The sequence below is a fragment of the Psychromonas sp. MB-3u-54 genome (assembly GCF_002836415.1).
Classification (GTDB): Bacteria; Pseudomonadota; Gammaproteobacteria; order Enterobacterales; family Psychromonadaceae; genus Psychromonas.
The window spans coordinates 19,585-38,784 of record NZ_PJBP01000175.1 but is presented as its reverse complement, the minus strand read 5'-3'; the positions used below and the strand labels follow the sequence as shown (position 1 = coordinate 38,784).

Annotated in this window: 12 protein-coding genes; 9 read left to right on the top strand and 3 right to left on the bottom strand. The window is 38.5% G+C overall.

The window, feature by feature from the left end; translation table 11 throughout:
• Positions 1-13: 13 nt before the first annotated feature.
• The 9 genes from CXF72_RS15160 to CXF72_RS15120 all read left to right on the top strand — a co-directional run bounded on the left by CXF72_RS15160 (position 14) and on the right by CXF72_RS15120 (position 15,279).
• Positions 14-3,988, top strand: a complete 3,975-nt coding sequence (locus tag CXF72_RS15160; protein WP_101040179.1) for a type VI secretion system Vgr family protein — start codon at positions 14-16, stop codon at positions 3,986-3,988.
• A gap of 155 nt (positions 3,989-4,143) precedes the next feature.
• Positions 4,144-7,071, top strand: coding sequence for a DUF2169 family type VI secretion system accessory protein (locus CXF72_RS15155; RefSeq protein ID WP_101040177.1), 2,928 nt, complete (start codon positions 4,144-4,146; stop codon positions 7,069-7,071).
• A 5-nt stretch (positions 7,072-7,076) separates the two neighbouring features.
• Positions 7,077-8,156: a pentapeptide repeat-containing protein gene (locus CXF72_RS15150; protein ID WP_101040175.1), complete on the top strand. Its 1,080-nt coding sequence runs from the start codon at positions 7,077-7,079 to the stop codon at positions 8,154-8,156.
• Positions 8,157-8,200: 44 nt separating this feature from the next.
• A complete protein-coding gene (locus CXF72_RS15145) occupies positions 8,201-8,845 on the top strand; it encodes a DUF3540 domain-containing protein (protein WP_157823271.1) in 645 nt (214 codons plus the stop codon).
• Positions 8,846-8,853: 8 nt separating this feature from the next.
• Positions 8,854-9,264: a DUF4150 domain-containing protein gene (locus tag CXF72_RS15140; RefSeq protein WP_101040171.1), complete on the top strand. Its 411-nt coding sequence runs from the start codon at positions 8,854-8,856 to the stop codon at positions 9,262-9,264.
• A 50-nt stretch (positions 9,265-9,314) separates the two neighbouring features.
• Entirely contained in the window at positions 9,315-11,114 is a 1,800-nt protein-coding gene (locus CXF72_RS15135; protein WP_101040169.1) for a HAMP domain-containing protein, read from the top strand.
• Entirely contained in the window at positions 11,114-11,467 is a 354-nt protein-coding gene (locus CXF72_RS15130; protein ID WP_157823270.1) for a hypothetical protein, read from the top strand. The genes CXF72_RS15135 and CXF72_RS15130 overlap by 1 nt, the downstream gene beginning before the upstream one ends.
• Before the next feature lie 276 nt (positions 11,468-11,743).
• Entirely contained in the window at positions 11,744-14,134 is a 2,391-nt protein-coding gene (locus CXF72_RS15125) for an MFS transporter (RefSeq protein WP_101040164.1), read from the top strand.
• A gap of 5 nt (positions 14,135-14,139) precedes the next feature.
• A complete protein-coding gene (locus tag CXF72_RS15120) occupies positions 14,140-15,279 on the top strand; it encodes a D-alanine--D-alanine ligase family protein (RefSeq protein ID WP_101040162.1) in 1,140 nt (379 codons plus the stop codon).
• 219 nt (positions 15,280-15,498) lie between these two features.
• On the opposite strand, the gene CXF72_RS15115 is transcribed toward CXF72_RS15120, so the two are convergent.
• The 3 genes from CXF72_RS15115 to lysA all read right to left on the bottom strand — a co-directional run bounded on the left by CXF72_RS15115 (position 15,499) and on the right by lysA (position 19,168).
• Positions 15,499-16,704 carry an ABC transporter substrate-binding protein gene (locus tag CXF72_RS15115; protein ID WP_157823269.1) on the bottom strand — a complete coding sequence of 402 codons (1,206 nt, stop codon included), beginning with the start codon at positions 16,702-16,704 and terminating at the stop codon, positions 15,499-15,501.
• A 319-nt stretch (positions 16,705-17,023) separates the two neighbouring features.
• Positions 17,024-17,851, bottom strand: coding sequence for a diaminopimelate epimerase (gene dapF / locus CXF72_RS15110; RefSeq protein WP_101040158.1), 828 nt, complete (start codon positions 17,849-17,851; stop codon positions 17,024-17,026).
• 51 nt (positions 17,852-17,902) lie between these two features.
• A complete protein-coding gene (gene lysA, locus CXF72_RS15105) occupies positions 17,903-19,168 on the bottom strand; it encodes a diaminopimelate decarboxylase (RefSeq protein WP_101040156.1) in 1,266 nt (421 codons plus the stop codon).
• Positions 19,169-19,200: the final 32 nt, after the last annotated feature.

Below are 19,200 nucleotides of genomic sequence, written 5' to 3'. Positions count from 1 at the left end.
AGGATCTCTGTGTATGAGTCAATATCATTTTAAATTCATCTGTCAGGATCATGATTCGCAGGACAGTGAGCTGACATTATTGAAATTTTCCGGTCAGGAAGGTATCTCCAGATTATTTAATTTTACATTGGAGCTTAAATCCAGTGATCTTAATTTAGATGAAGACAGCTTACTGGATAAACCCTGCCGAATCGAAATTTATGATGGCGAGCAAGCTAAACCTATCCGTATTATCCATGGTTTAGTCAATGAATTTGAAGATATTAACTACCTGCCTGACTGCACCTTATACCGCGCTAATATTGTACCGAGAATCTGGCAGTTGGGGCTTTTTGAAACCAATGAAGTGTATCTAAACGAAACTATTGAGCGAACGCTGAGCGTTATATTAGAGGAAGCCGGCTTTATTGAAGGGCAAGACTTTCGCTTTGAACTTGCCCGCACTTACCGTAAATGGCCCTTCAGGCTGCAATATAACGAAACCCATTTAGATTATCTGCAGCGCATTATCGAGCGTGAGGGTATTTATTATTATTTCGAACAAAGTGATAACGCCGAAGTGATTGTCTTTGCTGATAATAACCAGGCGTTGCCGTCAATTGCCCAGCCCGACCAAAGTAATAAAATTGTATTTCAGGCTAATAGCGGTATTAATGTCGCAAGCAAGGCTTGCACAGTGACAAATATTATCTGCAAGCGTCAGACGCTGCCGAAAAAAGTGACATTACGTGATTTTAATGACGAAACCCCCTCCTTAGATATCCGCGGTGAATATATTATTAATAATCGGGGCATGGGAGAAATTAACCTCTACGGATTAAATATAACCTCACCCGAAGAAGGTCAGCAATTGGCGGAAATACATGCCAATGCTTATTTAAGCCGTCAAAAAGTTTATATAGGTGAGAGTGATGCGGCTACGATGGCTGTAGGTCATACCTTTAAGCTTGCCGATCATCCCAGGGATAAGTTTAACCAGTTAACCTATTTGTTGGACAGTATTGACCATGAAGGTACCAATTTAAATCAATACCAGGAATTACATCCGGAAACGGATCTTGTAGTGAATTACAGCAACAGCTTTACCGCGCTTTCAACTGAGCATGAATTTGCCCCTAAAAGACAAACGGTCGCCCCGGAAATTAACGGTACGCTTAATGCGGTTATTGATGCTGAGGCGGATTCCGGCTATGCAGAGCTGGATACGTTTGGCCGTTATAAAGTAAAATTGCCCTTTGATAGAAAAGATCGCAATGGCGGCAAAGCTTCACATTGGGTACGTATGATGCAGCCCTATGGCGGCGCAAATGAAGGCATGCATTTTCCGCTGCGCAACGGCACGCGGGTATTATTGGGCTTTATTGGCGGCGATCCGGACAGGCCTTTTATCAGCGGCACTATTAATGACAGTGGCGAGCAGCAAAGTATTGTCACCGCTGAAAATCAAACCAACAATCTTATAAAAACCGCCTCGGGTAATAAAATAGAGCTGGAAGATAAAGAGGGTAAAAACCGCATTAAACTGCAGACGGGTGATAATAAAACCTATATGCATTTAGGTGCACCCAATCACGCTGGCTCTGGTTTTGTTTTAGTTACTGCAGGCATAGAGCGTATCGATGTCTCAGGAGGTCTGCGCCATACTTACACCGTTGGATCTAGCAACTATATTGCTTTACCTTCTTTTTTAGCGGCTGAAACCTACAAACAAAATGACAAAGTAAAATTCCTTAACAAAGTTTATAAATCTCTAACTGCCGGCAATATTGATAACTCGCCGGATACTGCAACAACCCATTGGCAGGAGCAAGTTAGTTATGATTTAACAGCGATTAGAGACCCAGAAGATAAGACCAGTATGTTTAACTTTTCTAATAAATCTAATATAACTAATGCAGGGGGAGAGCTGCTCAATACAAATAAAGAAATATCTGGAAAGTATTTGGTGGAGCGTAAAAGTGGCCCCCAATATAACTGGAATAGTGGTGAGCAGTATAATTTTTACTCAACGGGTAGAGATTATTTTCCAAATAATCAGAGTAGACACTATTATTTTGGAAATCACTGGGAAGTGTCTTGTTCTCGTTTAGATGAAGAGGCAGAAGTGAGCGGGCCAAGTGATGTAGTTAACACAATGATTAGCTTTGGTCTAGACGGTATTAAACAATACGAGAAGAGTGGAGATATTCCAATTGATGATCTTGATACGGTATTAACAACCAAAGTTACTAGCGTATTTGATCTTGCTAAAACAGAATGGACGGCAGTTGTGTCGGCTCTAGCAACAGCTAGTCCGCAAATTGATCTCGAATGTGTAAACAGCGGGATGGATGCTATTAAAAATGCTGCTGGTGTGAGTCTGCACACAATTATGAGTGGGGCGCCAACTCATTATTATCAAGAATCTGAGCATAGCCCTTACGTTCTTCACTACAAAATTTCAAGTGAGCAGAAACACAGTTTTACTATTATTCAAGACAACAATGTCGAGAGTGTGAGAGGTCAGTTTAACTCACTCAGTACGATTCATGGTCGAATAGCGGCTAAGCTTTCAGAAATATTGGATGCTAAGATAACTGCCGCACCTGCAATTACCGCAGCGGAAATAACAGTGCCAGGCTATTCAGTCGATGTGGTGAATGCGCGTTTTGATGAATTAAAGCAAGCATTAAAAACGCAATGCTTGGGAAATATTGGCGGAGTATTGATGCCTATATTTCAAGATGAAGGCGACGATGATAATGAGGCAAAAGACAATGTCCTTGGATTTGAGCTGACATCACGGAGCAGAGAATGCTTTACAGCAAGCGGAATAACAGCTAAGAAAGACGACTATAGGGCCTTATTTGAAGGGATTAAGACGGGAGCTATTACTCATATTAAAAGTAACTTAAATAATATTTTTAGTAATGAGCAAGCTGCTAAGATTGAAGATCTGACTAAGTGGAGCAAGCTTTTATCTTGGTCAAAGGTGCAAGTTGCACGGACTGATTCGTTTAATTTACAAGAAGGAAATATTTTTGACTTCGGTGGTTATTGGAACTACAACCTTGGCAATTCTTATGCTGAAAATTACATGGCACAATCTGTCAATATAAACCAAAAAGAAGATCGAGATCTTACCGATGTTGGAGGGCCTGACTGGAGCAAGTTAACCATTCCCCGATCTTACTTTGATAAAGTTACGCCGCCCTCTAATATGAGCTGGTATTGCAGCGATGGAGTTTGGGTAGAAAAAACATTTGAAGGAAAGTCATACGAATTCAATTACAAAAAACATTCAATTGAAGTGAGTAACCGTTGTAATAGTGTAGAGGTCTCAATAGGAGGTTCAAGCCATGAGGTGAAATTTAATGGCAATGACGTAAAAACATTTGAATCAAAATCAGGTGGTGGTATATCAGAAGAGTGGAAAAGCACGCCAACAGGAAGTCGTACTGAATATGAAAAAGTAGATATGGCCGAAGGTGGTGCTCCAGGCAAAGTAACAGAAACCAGAGTGAGTACTTATGGTAATCCAACATCCTATGAAATAGTAAGTGAACCGGCTCCCGGAAGTAAATTTAGCTTTAAAGGGGATGGTTTACCGACTTTAGAAATGAAAATGGAAATTGATGTTGGATCAACAGTATTGTCTACCCACATTGGAGTAATGAATAATTCAGTAACAATGGATGCTACAGCCATGATCAACTCAGTGTCGATCGATGCTGCAGTTATGAAAAACGAAGTATCAATTTCAGGTTGTCCACTCGAAACCGAAATAGGAATCGGACCTGCGGGACTTAAAAAGTTTGAAACAGATTTACCAGGTTTTAAGTTAACAGCAGCTATGGTAGCTCTGAAGGTGCGACAAGAAGCAGCAGTAGACATAGCTGCTCATAAAGTGGTTATAAAGCAAAAACTAGCTGAAATTGATAAAGGCACTGTTTCATTGGGTGCTAGAGCATGTGATTTAAGGAATAACTTAATCACTTTATTAAACTAAGTTCACATTAATTAATTGCTCATAATTAATTGCTCATAATTAATTTTTTCTGGTTAATAGTAAATTCTTATTGTCAGTCATTTGAGGAGTAGTGCTTTATCGGTTTTATAATAAAATACAGACGGTTTTTAACTAATTGGATATTCATTTAAATAATGAAAAATATTAAAAGCTTACAGGCTTCATTATTAACCAATACTTTTAAGTATCAACAAAAATACTTTTTTGTTGCATCGACTTTATGGGGCTTCTATCTGGATTCGGGAGAAGCTGTCCTGGAGCAGACTTTATGGCCAATTATTGCTGCTAATCTGGGTAAAGATAATCTGTTTGATGAGGCTATCAATAAAGATAGCAGTGAATTTTTGGTGTTTGCCGATGCCTTTGCGCCTCAGCTGCAACCCGCTCCCCGAGTGGATGTGTCCGTTAGTTTGGCCGAGATTACAAAAACCTTAAATGTTTATGGTGAGCGCTACTGGCAGGGGTTAGGGCCCTCTGCAGCAGTGCCTTTCACGCAAATGCCGCTCAGTTCTGAGCATGCCTATGGCGGCAAAGCGCACCTCTATAATAAAGACGGAAAAGGCCTTCCCGGCAATGATTCGAATGAGGTTTTAAGCTTTTTACCCAATATTGAACACCCTTATTTTCCTGTCATCTCTAAAAGAATCCCTGAACATAAAAGCGCCTATACCCCTCAGGGTTTTGCTGCTATTAATAGCGAGTGGCCACAGCGGAAAAAATTAATCGGCACTTATGATGATGATTATCTGCAAAACCATATGCCGGGTTTAGCGGCGGATATTAATTGGGATTATTTTTACACTGCGCCGCCGGATCAACGCTTTGACCGTTATTTAAAGGGTGATGAACCCTTTTGCATAACCAATATGAATGAAACCAAGGCTGAAATTAAAGGAAAGTTACCCGCTGTTGTCGGTCGCTGTTTTATCGAACAAGAGATCTCTCTAAACAAGCTTGAGCAAGAAGCGTTAGAAAACTATTCAGATGCACAAAAACGTGATGACAAATTAGTCACCTTTAAAGAAATACCTTTAAATTTAGACACGGTTTATTTTTTTCCCAATGACAATATTGGCATTGTTGTGCACCGTGGCACGATCGAGATCAATCATCCGCAGGCTAAAGATATTAAAAAGCTGTTAGTGGCGCATCAAAGCTTAACTGAACCCACTAAACCCGGCGCTTTTTATCAGGAGCAGATGCAACTGCGCTCTGACCCTGAAGACGGGTTTAAATATATGATGTATTCGGCGCCTTTAATTCCGGAAGGAGTGAGGTGCGGTTTTAAACAGCTTCTAGGTGATGAAGAATATAAGCAGGCGATGGACGATAATATGAGCGCCTTTGCCGAGGGAAAAAAACAGCAGGCCGAGCAGAAAATGGATGAGGCTATCGACAAACAAGTGGCGGAATTAAGAGCCAATGGCATGGACAAGCAAGCCGATGAGTTAGTCGATAAAATAAAAAATCCGACTCAGGATATTGAACTGCCCGAAGATGCCAAAAAACTGCAGGCCTTAACGGATAAAATATTACCGGGGATAAGCGCGATGAAAGAGGCGCCTAAACTCGATGATCTCGACCTGACTAAGCTAAACCTCAAAGCCATGGATGAAGTGCAGGCACATATGGAGGCGATGGCTGAAAAACAAAAAAAAGAAGCGTTATTACAGGTCGAGCAGCAGCTTGACGAATTAAAGCAGCAAGCCATCCAGCAGCCTGAAATGGCAGAGCAGCTCGATCCGTCAATAAAACAGCTTGAAGAGATGTTGGCAGGTATTGATACTATTCCTGTCTTAGCCCGTCCCGATACTATTGAGCAAGATACTCAGCTAAGTGCTCAGCTTGCACAAGCCGCAGAGCAGTTGACCGAACAGAAAAAAATGATGGCGGAGCATAACATTCAGTTAAGCGAGGAGCAGCAGCAACAAATGAATGAGCTGGAACAGCTGTTAGATAACAAAGAGCTGTCGGCGCAAATGCAGGAGGCTAATGACTTTATTAATGACAGTTATTTAAAAGGGGCGCATTTTATAGCAGAGTCCAGCTCTCCCCATAAAGGTCAAGAGCCTGAGCTGGTGGCGGCGCTGTTAGCCGGCTATAACACAAAACAAGTGATCACGGCGAAAGATTTCGCCTTTTGTAAGCTAACGCAGCAGAAATTCAAACAGATAGATTTAAACCATGGTTTTTTTGAATACGCTGAATTAAATAATATTGTCTTTGAGCAGGCTGATTTAACGGCCATTAATTTTGCTCATGCCAAATTATCGAATGTGAGCTTTGATAACTGTGCGATTGAAGGGGCAAATTTAGGCGCAGCAGAGCTCAGTGCTTGCCGGTTTAAAAATATGAAGCTGATTGAGATCACTGTGGCACATTCGAGTTTGACTGATTGTGAATTTACCGATTGTGAATTTGGTGAGCGCATGGATATGCTGCTGGAAACCAAGCTGCGCCGTTGTAAATTTATAAATTGCACCTTTCCGAAACTAAATTTTATTGAACTGGATTTAACCGGCTGTGAGTTTATTGATTGTGATTTAAGCGAATGTAATTTTATTAAACCGATTTTGACCGACGGGAGCTTTACAGGCTCGACCTTAAATGGCACCAACTTTGTAACCGCAGAGCTTAATAACAGCTGTTTTGAACGGGCAATAATGAAAAACACCCGTTTTGTTGGCGGTTGTTTATTAAATGATGCCCGTTTTAATTTTGCCACCATTAATGAAACCAATTTACGGGATTGCCAGCTAAACAACTGTGATTTTTCCGATGCGGATATCAGCAAAAGCGATTTTGGTGAATCGAGTATTAAAAACAGCCAATTCAAGCGCACTATTGCCAAGCAGGCACAGTTTATCGACAGTAACTTAGCTGGCAGCCAGTTAAAAAAATCGGATTTTATGGAGGCTAATTTAATGCAGGCGGATATTCGTGGATGTGATTTTTCAGGCGCGAATCTTTATGGTGCCAGTTTTTTAAATGCCACCCTGGGCAGCACTTCATTTTATGGCGCTATATTAGAAAACACCCTATTAAAAGATTGGAGACCCTAACGGATATGGCTGAGCAGACAAAGCTTTCTAAACAAGCCTTACAAAATAGAATTAAAGGTTTAAGTGAAGAACCGCCCGCGATAAGTGAGGTTGATTTTTCGAATCAGGATTACCGTGGTATTGATCTTTCCGGCGGCGCTTTTAGCCAAGTTAATTTTACAGACTGTGATTTTAGCGACGCTAATTTACAACAAGCTAATTTTGTTGAATGTAACTTAAATAATGTGGATTTTAGTCGCAGTCAGCTTGCTGGTTGTAATTTTGTTAAGTGTACGGCTAATAAAGCACTTTTTAATTCGGTCACGGGTGAAGGCGTTAATATTATTGAAAGTGATTTCAGTCTTGCTGTATTTGATGGCTGGTTATGTAAACAGTTGAATGTGGTTGAAAGTAATTTGAAGGGGAGTGGTTTTCAAGGATGCCATCTCTTTGAAGCCAACTTTATCACCTGTCAGCTAAACAGCTCCCATTGGGTAAACTCAGTGCATTATCGCAGTAACTATATTGACTGTGAATTTGATCAGGCTAATTTTGACCATGCTGAGTTAGAGCTGGTCTTTTTTCAAAATGCTAACTTTGATAACTTTGATTTCACTAAGGTGGTGATTAAAATTTGTCAATTTAGAGAAAGCAGCCTGCAGAATGCTAATTTTTCGCACTGTAATTTAACCCAGTGCGGCTTTATGGAAGCCAAGCTCAATAGAACCAATTTTAACGGCGCGATTGCCAATAATGCCATGTTTATCAAAGCACAAATTAATAATAGTGATTTTAGAGATTGCCAGCTGCAACAAGCACTGTTTAATGATGCAAAAGTAAGACAAAGTAATTTTGCAAAGGCAAAATTAGCGCAGGCACAATTTACCGATGCCGATCTTTCACAAAGTAGCTTTGATGGCTGCGATTTAACCTATGCCGATTTTTCTAATGCAAATTTGAGCGGCGCGTTAATCAGTCATGCCAGCTTATATCGAACTAACTTGCATTGCATTATTGAAGAAAAGACTAATTGGTTTGGCAGCAATAAAAGTATCGCATTAGCCACAGACAAAAAGAAACAGGCGGCTGAAAATTTTAGTAAGTAGTCAGTCTGTAAATAGTTTATAAAAAATAACCTAAGGAAATGATTATGCTTAATAATGTTATTTCAATGCATTCACCAACAACCGCTTCTCTGTTTTCTGGTTATGTGAAAAAAGAAGTAAAAGATGTGTTTATTGTGCAATCGGTGAGTGGTGTTTTTCCGGCTAAACATGCTGCAAGCTGTTTGCTGCAACCGGAGATCGATGACAAAGTGTTGCTGAGTATGACCGATGGTGAGCTCTATATTCTTGCTATATTAGAAAAGTCATCACCGAAAAGTAAGCTTAAATTTAAAGGCGATGTCTGCTTGGAAAGTGATGCCGGCCTCTCGTTAAGCAGCGCTAAAGCACTGCAATTAACATCGTTACAATCAGTTTCTCAAATTGCACCAGAAATAAATGCATTGTCAAAAAAACACAGCTTAACCACAGAGCAGTTATCGGCACACAGTCAAAAGATGACCGTTAAAAGTGAGCAGGTGCAGGCGCATGTAAAAGAACTGCATGGTATGTTTGAACGGGTTTATCAAAAAGCGGATCAGGTTATACGCTGGGTTGAAACGATTGAAACCCTCAATATTGGCAACTGGGTGCACAATATTAAAGGCACGTTGAATTCTCGCGCGCAAAATCAGGTGATCACCGCAAAAAGTGATATAAAAGTGGATGCTGAACGCATCCATATGGGGTAGGGCAGTTTATGTTTGCAAAAACTCAAATGGGCGGAATGGATTTTGCCATGCCCGATGTGTGTTTAACCCCTATTCCATCGCCTGCAGGCCCTATTCCGGTTCCTATTCCATACCCGAATATTTCAATACCTATGATGGCAATTCCTACTCAGTTTAAAGTCTTGACCGTTTGCATGCCTAATCATAATTTGATGACTATTACCCCTATGTCAAACGGGGATAATAGCGGTTTAATGATGAATCCATTATCGGGCATGGTAATGGGACCCAGTAAAAATTTAATCGGCAGCTTTAAAACCTTTATAGGGGGAATGCCAGCCACCACCATGCTTAAACCTACTGGGCAAAATGGTATTAGCCCGGGTGCCTTTGGCATGAGTTTAGCGCCTAGCCAGGTCAAACTTCTGATTATGGCGTAGTCCGTAATGTCAGCAATAATCCTTAATAACAGTACGGAAGGACTTAATAAATGAAAACCTCTTTTGGGAAAAAATTTGGCATATTGATGCTGTTTGCAATGATGGCATTGGTCGGCAGCATGCTGGTGTTTTTTTATCATTATAGCAATACCATGATGAAGAAAGATCTTCAGGATAAGATTCTTGATGTTACACGCACAGGAGCTTTTATTTTAAAAGAGGAAGATCGTGACTTAATTGAGAAGTTTCGTGATCAGGTTTATACCCTTTTACCGGCTGATTATGAGGATCGAGTTGATCGTTATATTAATAAAGAAGGAAAAGGCGAACTTTTAGATTCTGATGTTTATGAGTCGCTGGAACATGAGCTTGACTTTCATTATATAGTGCAATTGTTGCGACGTATTAAGGAAGGAAGCAAAGATCAAGTTAATAAGTTATCTATCTTGCCTCAAAAAAATATTCATGAAGCAGGCGCTTCAAAAATAGCCTGGACTTATCTTTTGGTGAAAATCCCAGGTATACCGGTTGAAAAATCAATGATGTTTCTCGCCTTGTCTTTTTATTTGGCAGATGATAATTATGCAGCTACTCCGATTAGCACCTTATATACTCCCGATGATGCATCCTTAACGGCAATTAAAGGTAAGCTTGGTATTTCTGATGATTGGTACGTAGGTGCTGAGTCTGGGGATACTGTTATGTCGGCGGTCATTCCGCTAAAAAATGAACAGGGTGAAGTTATTGCTGCATTAGGGGTAGATTATCTTGTTGGTAGTTTTAGGGAGCGTATTGCTGAACAGAAATTCATTAGCATTATTGTGTTTGTTGTCGCAATTGCTATTGCTTTGGTTTTAACCTTTTTTATAACCGCTTGGATTTCAATTCCACTATCAAAACTACGGATAGGTGCAGAGCAACTTTCTAAGCATGATTTTGAACACCGAGTTGATATCAAAAGTAATGATGAATTTGGCCTGTTGGCGAATACCTTTAATAAGGTGAGTGATGAGTTAGGGAGATTTACTCAGGATTTGGATGGTATCGTTAAGGCAAAAACAGCACGATTAAGTAAAGCTCAGGAAGAGGTACTTGCCCTAAATAGTATTCTTAATCAAGAAAATGCCCACCTTGGCGCAGAGGTAAAAAATCTTATTGCATTAAGAGAGCGTACTCTTCCTTATTTAAATCAAAAACTAAAAGTGAATGGCTATGAAATCACTTTTAATTATTTGCCTTCTCAGGCTGTATGCGGTGATTTTTGGCAAGTCAGGCTTGATGGAGACAGTGTTGATATCGCCTTAGGGCTTGTTTCCGGTTATGGTCTTGAAACCGCTATGATAGCGATGCAGGTTCAAGGGTTATTAAAAGCGACCGGTGGAGATATTAAGCAGCGTTTTAATACCATTAATCAATATTTATTTGAGCAAGATAAATCTATTAATTTAAAGCTGTTATGCAAGGTTTTATCGCTACAAATCCATAAAGATAAAATCAGCTTATCCGGGAGTGGGGAAAAACCAATAAAATATGCTCCAAATAGATCTCATTTTATTGATCTGGCCAATCCGCTACCTCTTGGTGTTGAGCCTAATATCGCCATAGATAATATTCAGATGACCTTAGTTAAGAATGAAGGGATATTATTATTTAGTCATGGTTTTAAACATGCATTAGCCAAGCTAAATAACTTAAATATAAATGAATTACAAGCGGAAGATATAGTCAGGCTAAGTGGGCTTTATGATCCTAATAGTGCTGAATTATTAGATAAATTTAAGGCTCAACCTTGGTTTGATGATTTTAACCAGGATATTAGCTTTATCCTTATTAATCGTAAAGGAAGCTAATGATGCATGCTTTATCAGTGAATGATGGTTATCTGTTTATTGAAGGTGAGCTGAAGTTGATTTTTCAACCTGATGTGAGCTTATTCCAGTTGAGCTCTATTAAGAAGGCGCACGATTTTTTAAAATTTCTTAAGCGTAATAAAGTAACGGTACTGCAACTGGAAATAGATAAACTGCAGACACTTGATTCCAATTGTGAGTCTTTCATTTATCAGATAGGTTGCTATTTTGCAAAGGAGAAGCAGAGCAGCTTTTTGATTCAGGCTGATGGTGATAATGAAATACAAAATAACTTAATTCGTAATTTGTTAGTCATAACTCCTGCTGCAAAAGTGACTTTTGTTATAAATTGAAGAAGAATGTTTGCGTTAATTAATATTCCTTAAAGCTTTTTGTTGTGCCAAGTATTAGATCAATATAAGTTCTTAATTAGCTTTTTTTACGGGTCGCTGTCGCTTATAAACCCCAGAAAAATCTCATCTTTAGTGTGCTCAGTAAAGCATTTTACAGTCGAAAAAGTCATGAAAAAAGTGTGGAATTAAGGCATGAAAGTGGCTGTAGCTGTATAGGCCGCTTACAAGAGGTAAATTGTTAATGATTTTGATCTATGAAAAGGGAGCGAAAGAAAAATGAAAATAACATTAAAAAAGCTAAAAGTATTTTGGGCTGCTTCAGCAATTATTGCGCTTTCGCTTACTCTTAATTTTCTTCTTAATATGTCGTCCTTTGAGGATGTTTATAAGAGCACTTTAATTTCGAAATACAAGCAGATAAACAGAAACTTAGATACAAAACTAGAAGCTGGCGTTAGTTATGGTAAACCTTTATATAAATTTAGTGGAATTGATGATCTTATAAATGAAATTATAAGCAAAGAAGAAGATGTCACAAATGTTTTTGTAACACTGAAATCAGGAAAAGTTTTGTACAGTTTTGATAAAAAATATATCGAAAAACATGTACTAGATGAAATTATTCCTGGGGAAAAAGAGTTGAACTCTAAGGAGAAAGTAAGTGTTTTTAAAATAGAGAATAATTACTTTCTTTCTTCGCCGATTTATTATGAAAATTCTGAGATAAAAGGTTTTTTATATATAGAATTTAATACAAAAGTCATTAGCGATAAAGTAATGGTGGTGGTTAAAGAGAGTTTTAATTTTGTTGCTATCGTTCTTATTATCTCAATGTGTCTACTGCTGGCTCTTATAATACTGCTTGATATGAAAAGCCAACGGAAAAAATTTATAGTCATAATGGCAATTATCACTGTTTCACAGTTTTCTTATTCATATATAAATATTCAACATTTTGAAAACCGTTATCTGCAGCTTTTAAATCAGAATGTGTCAAATTTTGCAGAGAATATTGAAGACGAGATTGTTTATTTTAATAATTTGGGGCTGCCTATTGAAAGACTGAAAGGGTTTGAAAAGTACCTCGCGAAAGAAATTCAGGAAGTGCCTGGGGCTTTGGAGGTCTACGTTACAGATGAAAATCGCAACGAGCTTTTTTATGCTGATGCAAATGGAGGTAAGAGAAGCAGGTATCAGAGTAAACAGGGAGAAGTTTTTTACGATAAAAATCAGGCAAAGTATTACCAAACACTCAGGGTTGATCTTGCAGGCCAGGATAGTGGAAATATTATACTGCGATTAAATGATTCGCTTATCAATAAAAAAATAACAGAACAAATACTGGATGCTGCAACCATTCTTGTAATATCTCTTATCATAAGTTACAAGATTCTCCTGCTTGTTTCAATACAGAGAAAGCAGACTTTAGATGAAAGTAAGGAGGAAAAAAACAGTCCGAAAAAAGATACAAATGTTGTAATACAGCTTTTGGCATTTATTTTTTATTTTGGTGAAATGCTGCCAATATCTTTTATTCCGTTGCTGGCTGCTGATATGTACAAAAAAGAATCGCTCGGTTTCTTGGGAATGTCGGAAAATATGATTATAGGGCTTCCTATCACTACCTATATGTTGGGAGCGGCCATTTTTGTCCTTGTTATTGGTTTCTTCGCAGGAAAAGTCTCAGAGAAGAAAATATTTGTGGGTTGCTCTTTATTGCTTGTGATCGGTGCTTTTGGTGCGGCATTCTCGAATGACATCGGGCTATTATCGTTCTTCAGATTTATATCAGGGCTTGGATATGGTGGAATCTCAATAAATGCCACTTCATTAATTCTTCGTATATTCAAAAAAAATGGCAATGTTGCAACAGGTTTTGGTTATTGGGCAAGCGGATATGGTGCAGCAGCGATATGTGCACTTCCAATCGGCGGAATACTTGTATACCGATTTGGATTTTTTTATGCACTTGGAATATCTGGCATCATTAGTGTAATTCTGATGTTATTTGCCATCTTCTTTATACATTTTCAACAAAGAGAACAACCTAAAACTGAACCTAAAACGGAAAAAACCAAACTTCATCTAAATATATTTAATGATAGGAATGTATTTGCAAACTTTTTTTTCAGGCTGGTTCCTTTTCACCTTGTGTTTATAGGGATATTTCAGTTTATCATGCCGCTTACCATGAATAAGGAAGGAATATCCGAGGCAAATATTGGAAGAATTCTGACAATATTTGGGTTGGTCTATCTGCTTATGCCCTTTGTGAGCAAATTAGTTAATAAAGTGAAAAATGATAGAATGTTTATTGCTTTTGGAAGTATGTTGATAGGTGCAGTACTCTTGACGCTCAAATTTTCGGATAATATTGTTGCATTTATATTTGTCATTGCTGGGATATCACTTGGAAGTATGATCGCTGATGCAGCAGAAGAGTCATTTATTACTTCAACAAAGAAAGCAAAAGAGATTGGAGAAGTGAAATTTATGAGTATATATAATTCGTATGAGAGGCTCATAATGGTTTTTGCACCTTTACTCTGTAGCTTTGCTGTAACGCAAATAGGTTTTTCAGATAGTATCTTTTTTATTGGTTTGTTCACAATGGCATCATCAGTCGTTTATGTATTTGTAAGTAAAAACGTTCAACAAGAGGCTTAATTATTATGTCAGATAGAAGAATGAAAGTAGCGGTTGTTTTTGGTGGTAAATCTACAGAGCATGATGTGTCTGCTATTTCCGCAATACATATACTTGCAAATATTGATATGGAAAAATATTTTGTTGAACCATTTTATGTGAAAAAAGATGGCACATTTGCAAATCACGAAGAACTAACGCTTTGCTTGGAAAATCGATTAAATGAGCAGAGAGATAAAATATTTCCAGCAGGAAAAAAAGGTGAAATTGAGCTGAAAAAGTGGATAGCCAAAGGTGCTTCTTCAGATTTTTTAGGCGCAATTACCGAGAAAAAAATTGATATTGTGTTTCCTGTGTTTCACGGACTAAACGGAGAAGATGGAACCATTCAAGGAATGCTTGAATTCATGGGAGTACCTTATGTTGGATGTGGTGTAAGTGCATCTGCTTTTTGTATAGACAAAGAAGCCACTAAGGTAATATGCCAGGTAAATGATATACCGGTGATGGATTATACTGCAGTAAAAAAATATGAGTGGGAAAATTCAACCGAAAATATAATTAATGATATTCAGAATACGATTAATTACCCGTTTTATGTGAAGCCTGCGAGACTAGGTTCTTCAATTGGTATTTCAAGAGCGGAAAATGCTGTTGAGCTGAAAAAATCACTCAGAGACGCATTTAAATATGACAGTAAAGTACTAGTAGAGCAAGGCGTTGAATCTCCCAGAGAGCTTACTATTGGTGTAATGGGGGTGGATGACCAAGTATTATTAAGTGCAATAGGTGAATTTAGCCGTGGGGGTAAGTTGTATTTTGATTTTGATTCAAAATATGGCGGGACCAGCGAGAAGGGGGTTGTACCGGCTCTGCTGGAAGAAAATATACAAGAAATCATAGAGAAATATTCCCATCTGATTTTTAAAAAATTTGAGTTGTCAGGTTTTGCAAGAATAGATTATTTTTTATGTGGTGACAAAGTTTACCTGAATGAGATCAATACGATGCCGGGATTTGAAACGGGTGATACTTTTATGCGAATCTGGCAAAACAAAAATATGGACATGAAAACAATTATTGATAAAGGAATAGAGTACGGGGTTTTAAGCTTTCAGAGCAAATCAACAAGGTTATATGAAGTGGAGCTTAACCGGGTTAACTAAATATATATGAGTCGTTCAGCAACCGTTTATGGATACCTGATACAGTAAATTGAATGCTCTATTTAGCCTTTACGTAGGCAACAATCTTATTCTTGTGGGAAGAAATAACTATGTCTGTCAGGTACTCAATGAGCAAATCTTGTTTGCTCAGGTGCAGGGAAAGTCTTCATCGCAGGTCTGATGATCTTCATTAAGTAAAAAATTAAGTATTTTAAAAGATCACTGGTATATTTCATCTGCACTTCTTATAATATCAATAGGCAGGTCATACCCTAGTTTTTCTGTCGTTTTAAGGTTTATGGAAATTTTCGGCATTTTTTCATACCTCTGATCTAAAGTACTCGGTGTTTCCCCCTTTAAAATACGTGCAAGTTTTTTTGCATTGTAAAGGCCAGATTCTTTTCCCGACACCCCTATCATGACACCTTTTTTTACAGCTTGAGCCCCTTCCATTGTAAACGAAGGCAACTTGTAATCAATCAGCTTATTTACAACATTTGGAAGGTTTTCAGGTTCCAGTCCGCCAGATATCCCAAGAAACATGGCTTCAACTTTTGGAGATACTCGGTCCATTGCACTCAGGTACATATCGTAGGCTTGATGGTACTGTTGTTGTGTAGGTTCAGTCATCACATCGTTATCTACTACCAGATCTATCCCATTCTCTTCTGCTACTTTCTCCACATCATCCACAGCCGCATACCATCTGCCATTTTCACTATTTTCATATATTATTCCCAAGCTTTTAAATCCGATCACTTTATAAAATAGCCTTACCTGTCTGATGTACTGATTGGGATCAATTCTAGCGGTTAAGAAATCTTTTCCTGATTTATCTATTGATTCAACAAACCCAGAACCAATAGGATCAGACACTGCATCCATTAAAGTTACTGTTCTGTATTCCTTATTCTCAAGCACCTTATGACTTGCAAGTGTCCCCAGTAAAATTACTGCATCAAATTCTCCGTCTATTGCTCTTTGCATTACTTTTTTAAACTGCGGATCTGCTGCATTATTTTCATCTGCTCGAAAACTAAAAAACGTGTCCGGAGAGAATTCTACATAGTCACTATAGTCTTTCCCATTTATCCCGTTAATAAGCTCTCTGTTGGAAGTGTAGTGATCTTTGACAACGACATTATTTTCTTTTATCCAGCCGGTAAGCTGCATCCCTTGGAGTATTGCGGTAAGTACTTCATAATATTCAGGATAGTCATCACTCTGTATGACAGCTATTTTATACTTTCCGCCACCCAATTTCTGTTCCGGACTAAAAGAGTCTTTCGTTTTATCTGTCTTTTTTATTTCAGTTTGGAATTTTAGGCTATCTTCTTTAAAAATAGATTTTATAGAGTCTTCCGAGTTGCAGCCAAATAAAAATACACAAAAAACTGTAAATAAAAGCTTTGTAAATTTATTCATTTTATTTCCTCTCTTTGCTTTGACGTGTTCTGTGTTCAGTGAGAAACAGTGTTTCTTCTGATGCAAAAGGTTATATTCCATTTTCTACACTCTAAGCTCAGAACATGGGACATAAAAAGTGACCATGTAAATTTGATTAAGTTAGTGTGAAAAATAATTCTGTTATAGATATATACCACTGATTGTCAATATGTTGCATAGTTTTGCTGATTTATATTTTTCAGAGAAAAACAAAATTCAGCAGTAAAGAGGAAAATGACACTTAATAGGTGCCCGTACCCTGTTCGAAGGGGTCAGGCATAAGCGGATAAAAGGGATGTTAAATTTGAATTTGTCCATCAAAGACAAAGTCAGCCGTGCCGGTCATTTTTACACTTTGACCAGGTTGCCAAAATAAGCGCAGTTCACCGCCGGTTAATTCAATCGTACAGTGGGTATTTAATTTATCCTGTAATTGACCCACAACTGCTGCCGCACAAGCACCGGTGCCACAGGCTAATGTTTCACCTACACCTCGCTCCCAAACTCTTAAGCGGGCATGATCACGGCTTTTTATTTCTAAGAAACCGACATTTACCTTGTTAGGAAAACGTTCATGATTTTCTAATAACGGACCTAAGGTTTCAACTGGCGCGCTATCAATATCATCAACCAACACCACACAATGTGGATTACCCACGGAAACCACTCCGCATAGAACAGTATGGTCTTCTACACGTAAGATATAAGTTTTTTCTTCTTTCTGAGCTTCAAAAGGTACTTTTGCAGGCTCCAGAATAGGTTTACCCATATCCACGGTAATATTACCGTCATGTTCAATTTTAAGCTGAATTTTGCCCTTAGCGGTACTGACGTTAATCACCCGCTTTTGTGTCAAACCTTTCATTTTAACAAAACGGGCAAAACAACGCGCACCATTACCGCACTGCTCGACTTCACTGCCATCTGCGTTAAAAATACGATAATGAAAATCAAGCTCAGGATCATAGGGGGGTTCAATCATTAATAATTGGTCAAAACCAATCCCAAAATTACGATCCGCCAAACGGCTGATCGTATCTTTTGAAAGGAATACATTTTGCGTGACGTTATCAATGACCATAAAGTCATTACCCAAACCGTGCATTTTTGAAAATTGAATATTCATTATTTCTCGTTGTTAAAATTAAGCCAAAGCCGGTTTTATTTATGGAATCTATTATATTGGTAAAACGTGCTCTCCGCGCCATAAATCTTTAAGCTCTTCGCGTTCACGCACAACAAAGGCTTTTTGGTCATCGACTAATATTTCTGCCGCCCGGCAACGTGAGTTGTAGTTAGAACTCATGGTTGAGCCATAGGCGCCTGTACTACGGATTACGAGATAATCACCTTCAGCTAAGCCAAGCAGACGATCTTTCCCTAAAAAATCACCCGTTTCACAAATCGGACCGACAATGTCGTAGCTGCGCACGGGGCGATCTTTACCATCTTTATAGTCACTGTTTAGCGGAATAATATTTTGCCATGCACTGTATAACGCCGGACGGATTAAATCGTTCATCGCCGCATCAACAATGGCAAAATTTTTGTAGTCATTCAGTTTTAAAAATTCAACTTTAGTAACCAGTACACCCGCATTGGCCATAATTGCCCGGCCTGGTTCAAAAATAAGTTTGAGACTACGACCGGCCATTCTATTAATGATTGCGGTCATATATTCAGCAGGCTCTGGTGGCGTTTCATTATCATAAGGAACACCTAAACCGCCGCCTAAATCCAGGTGAGAGATAGTAATGCCTTGCTGTGCTAACAAATCGATTAAAACTAACAATTTGTCTAACGCTTCAATAAAAGGCTCTATTTCAGTCAACTGCGAACCGATATGGCAATCCACGCCTTTTACTTCTAAAAACTCAAGATTTTTCGCTATTTGATAAACGTCTAGCGCTTGTTCAATTTCGATACCAAATTTATTCTCTTTTAAACCGGTAGAGATATAAGGATGAGTACCTGCATCAATATTAGGATTAATGCGGATTGAGATGGGGGCTTTGACATTTAGAGTCTTTGCAACACTATTAATGCGGTACAGTTCCGAAACAGATTCAACATTAAAACACATAATATTTGCTTGTAGTGCCGCTGATATTTCGATTTCCGTTTTACCTACGCCTGAGAAGACGATTTTTTTCGGATCGCCACCGGCTTGAATCACCCGCATTAATTCACCGACAGAAACGATATCAAATCCAGATCCCATTCTCGCCATCAGGTTTAATACCGCTAAATTAGAGTTTGCTTTAACAGCGTAACAGATCAGATGGGGATGCTTTCCTGCCGCGCTATCAAAAGCTTGCCAATGACGCTCGATGGTTGCACGAGAGTAGATATAGGCAGGTGTCCCTGTTTTTTTTATAACTTGCTCTACAGGTAATCCTTCAACAAAAAGACGGCCATCATTTTGATAATTAAAGTGATCCAATTGTAAATCCTTTTTATTTACTTAAATATGTA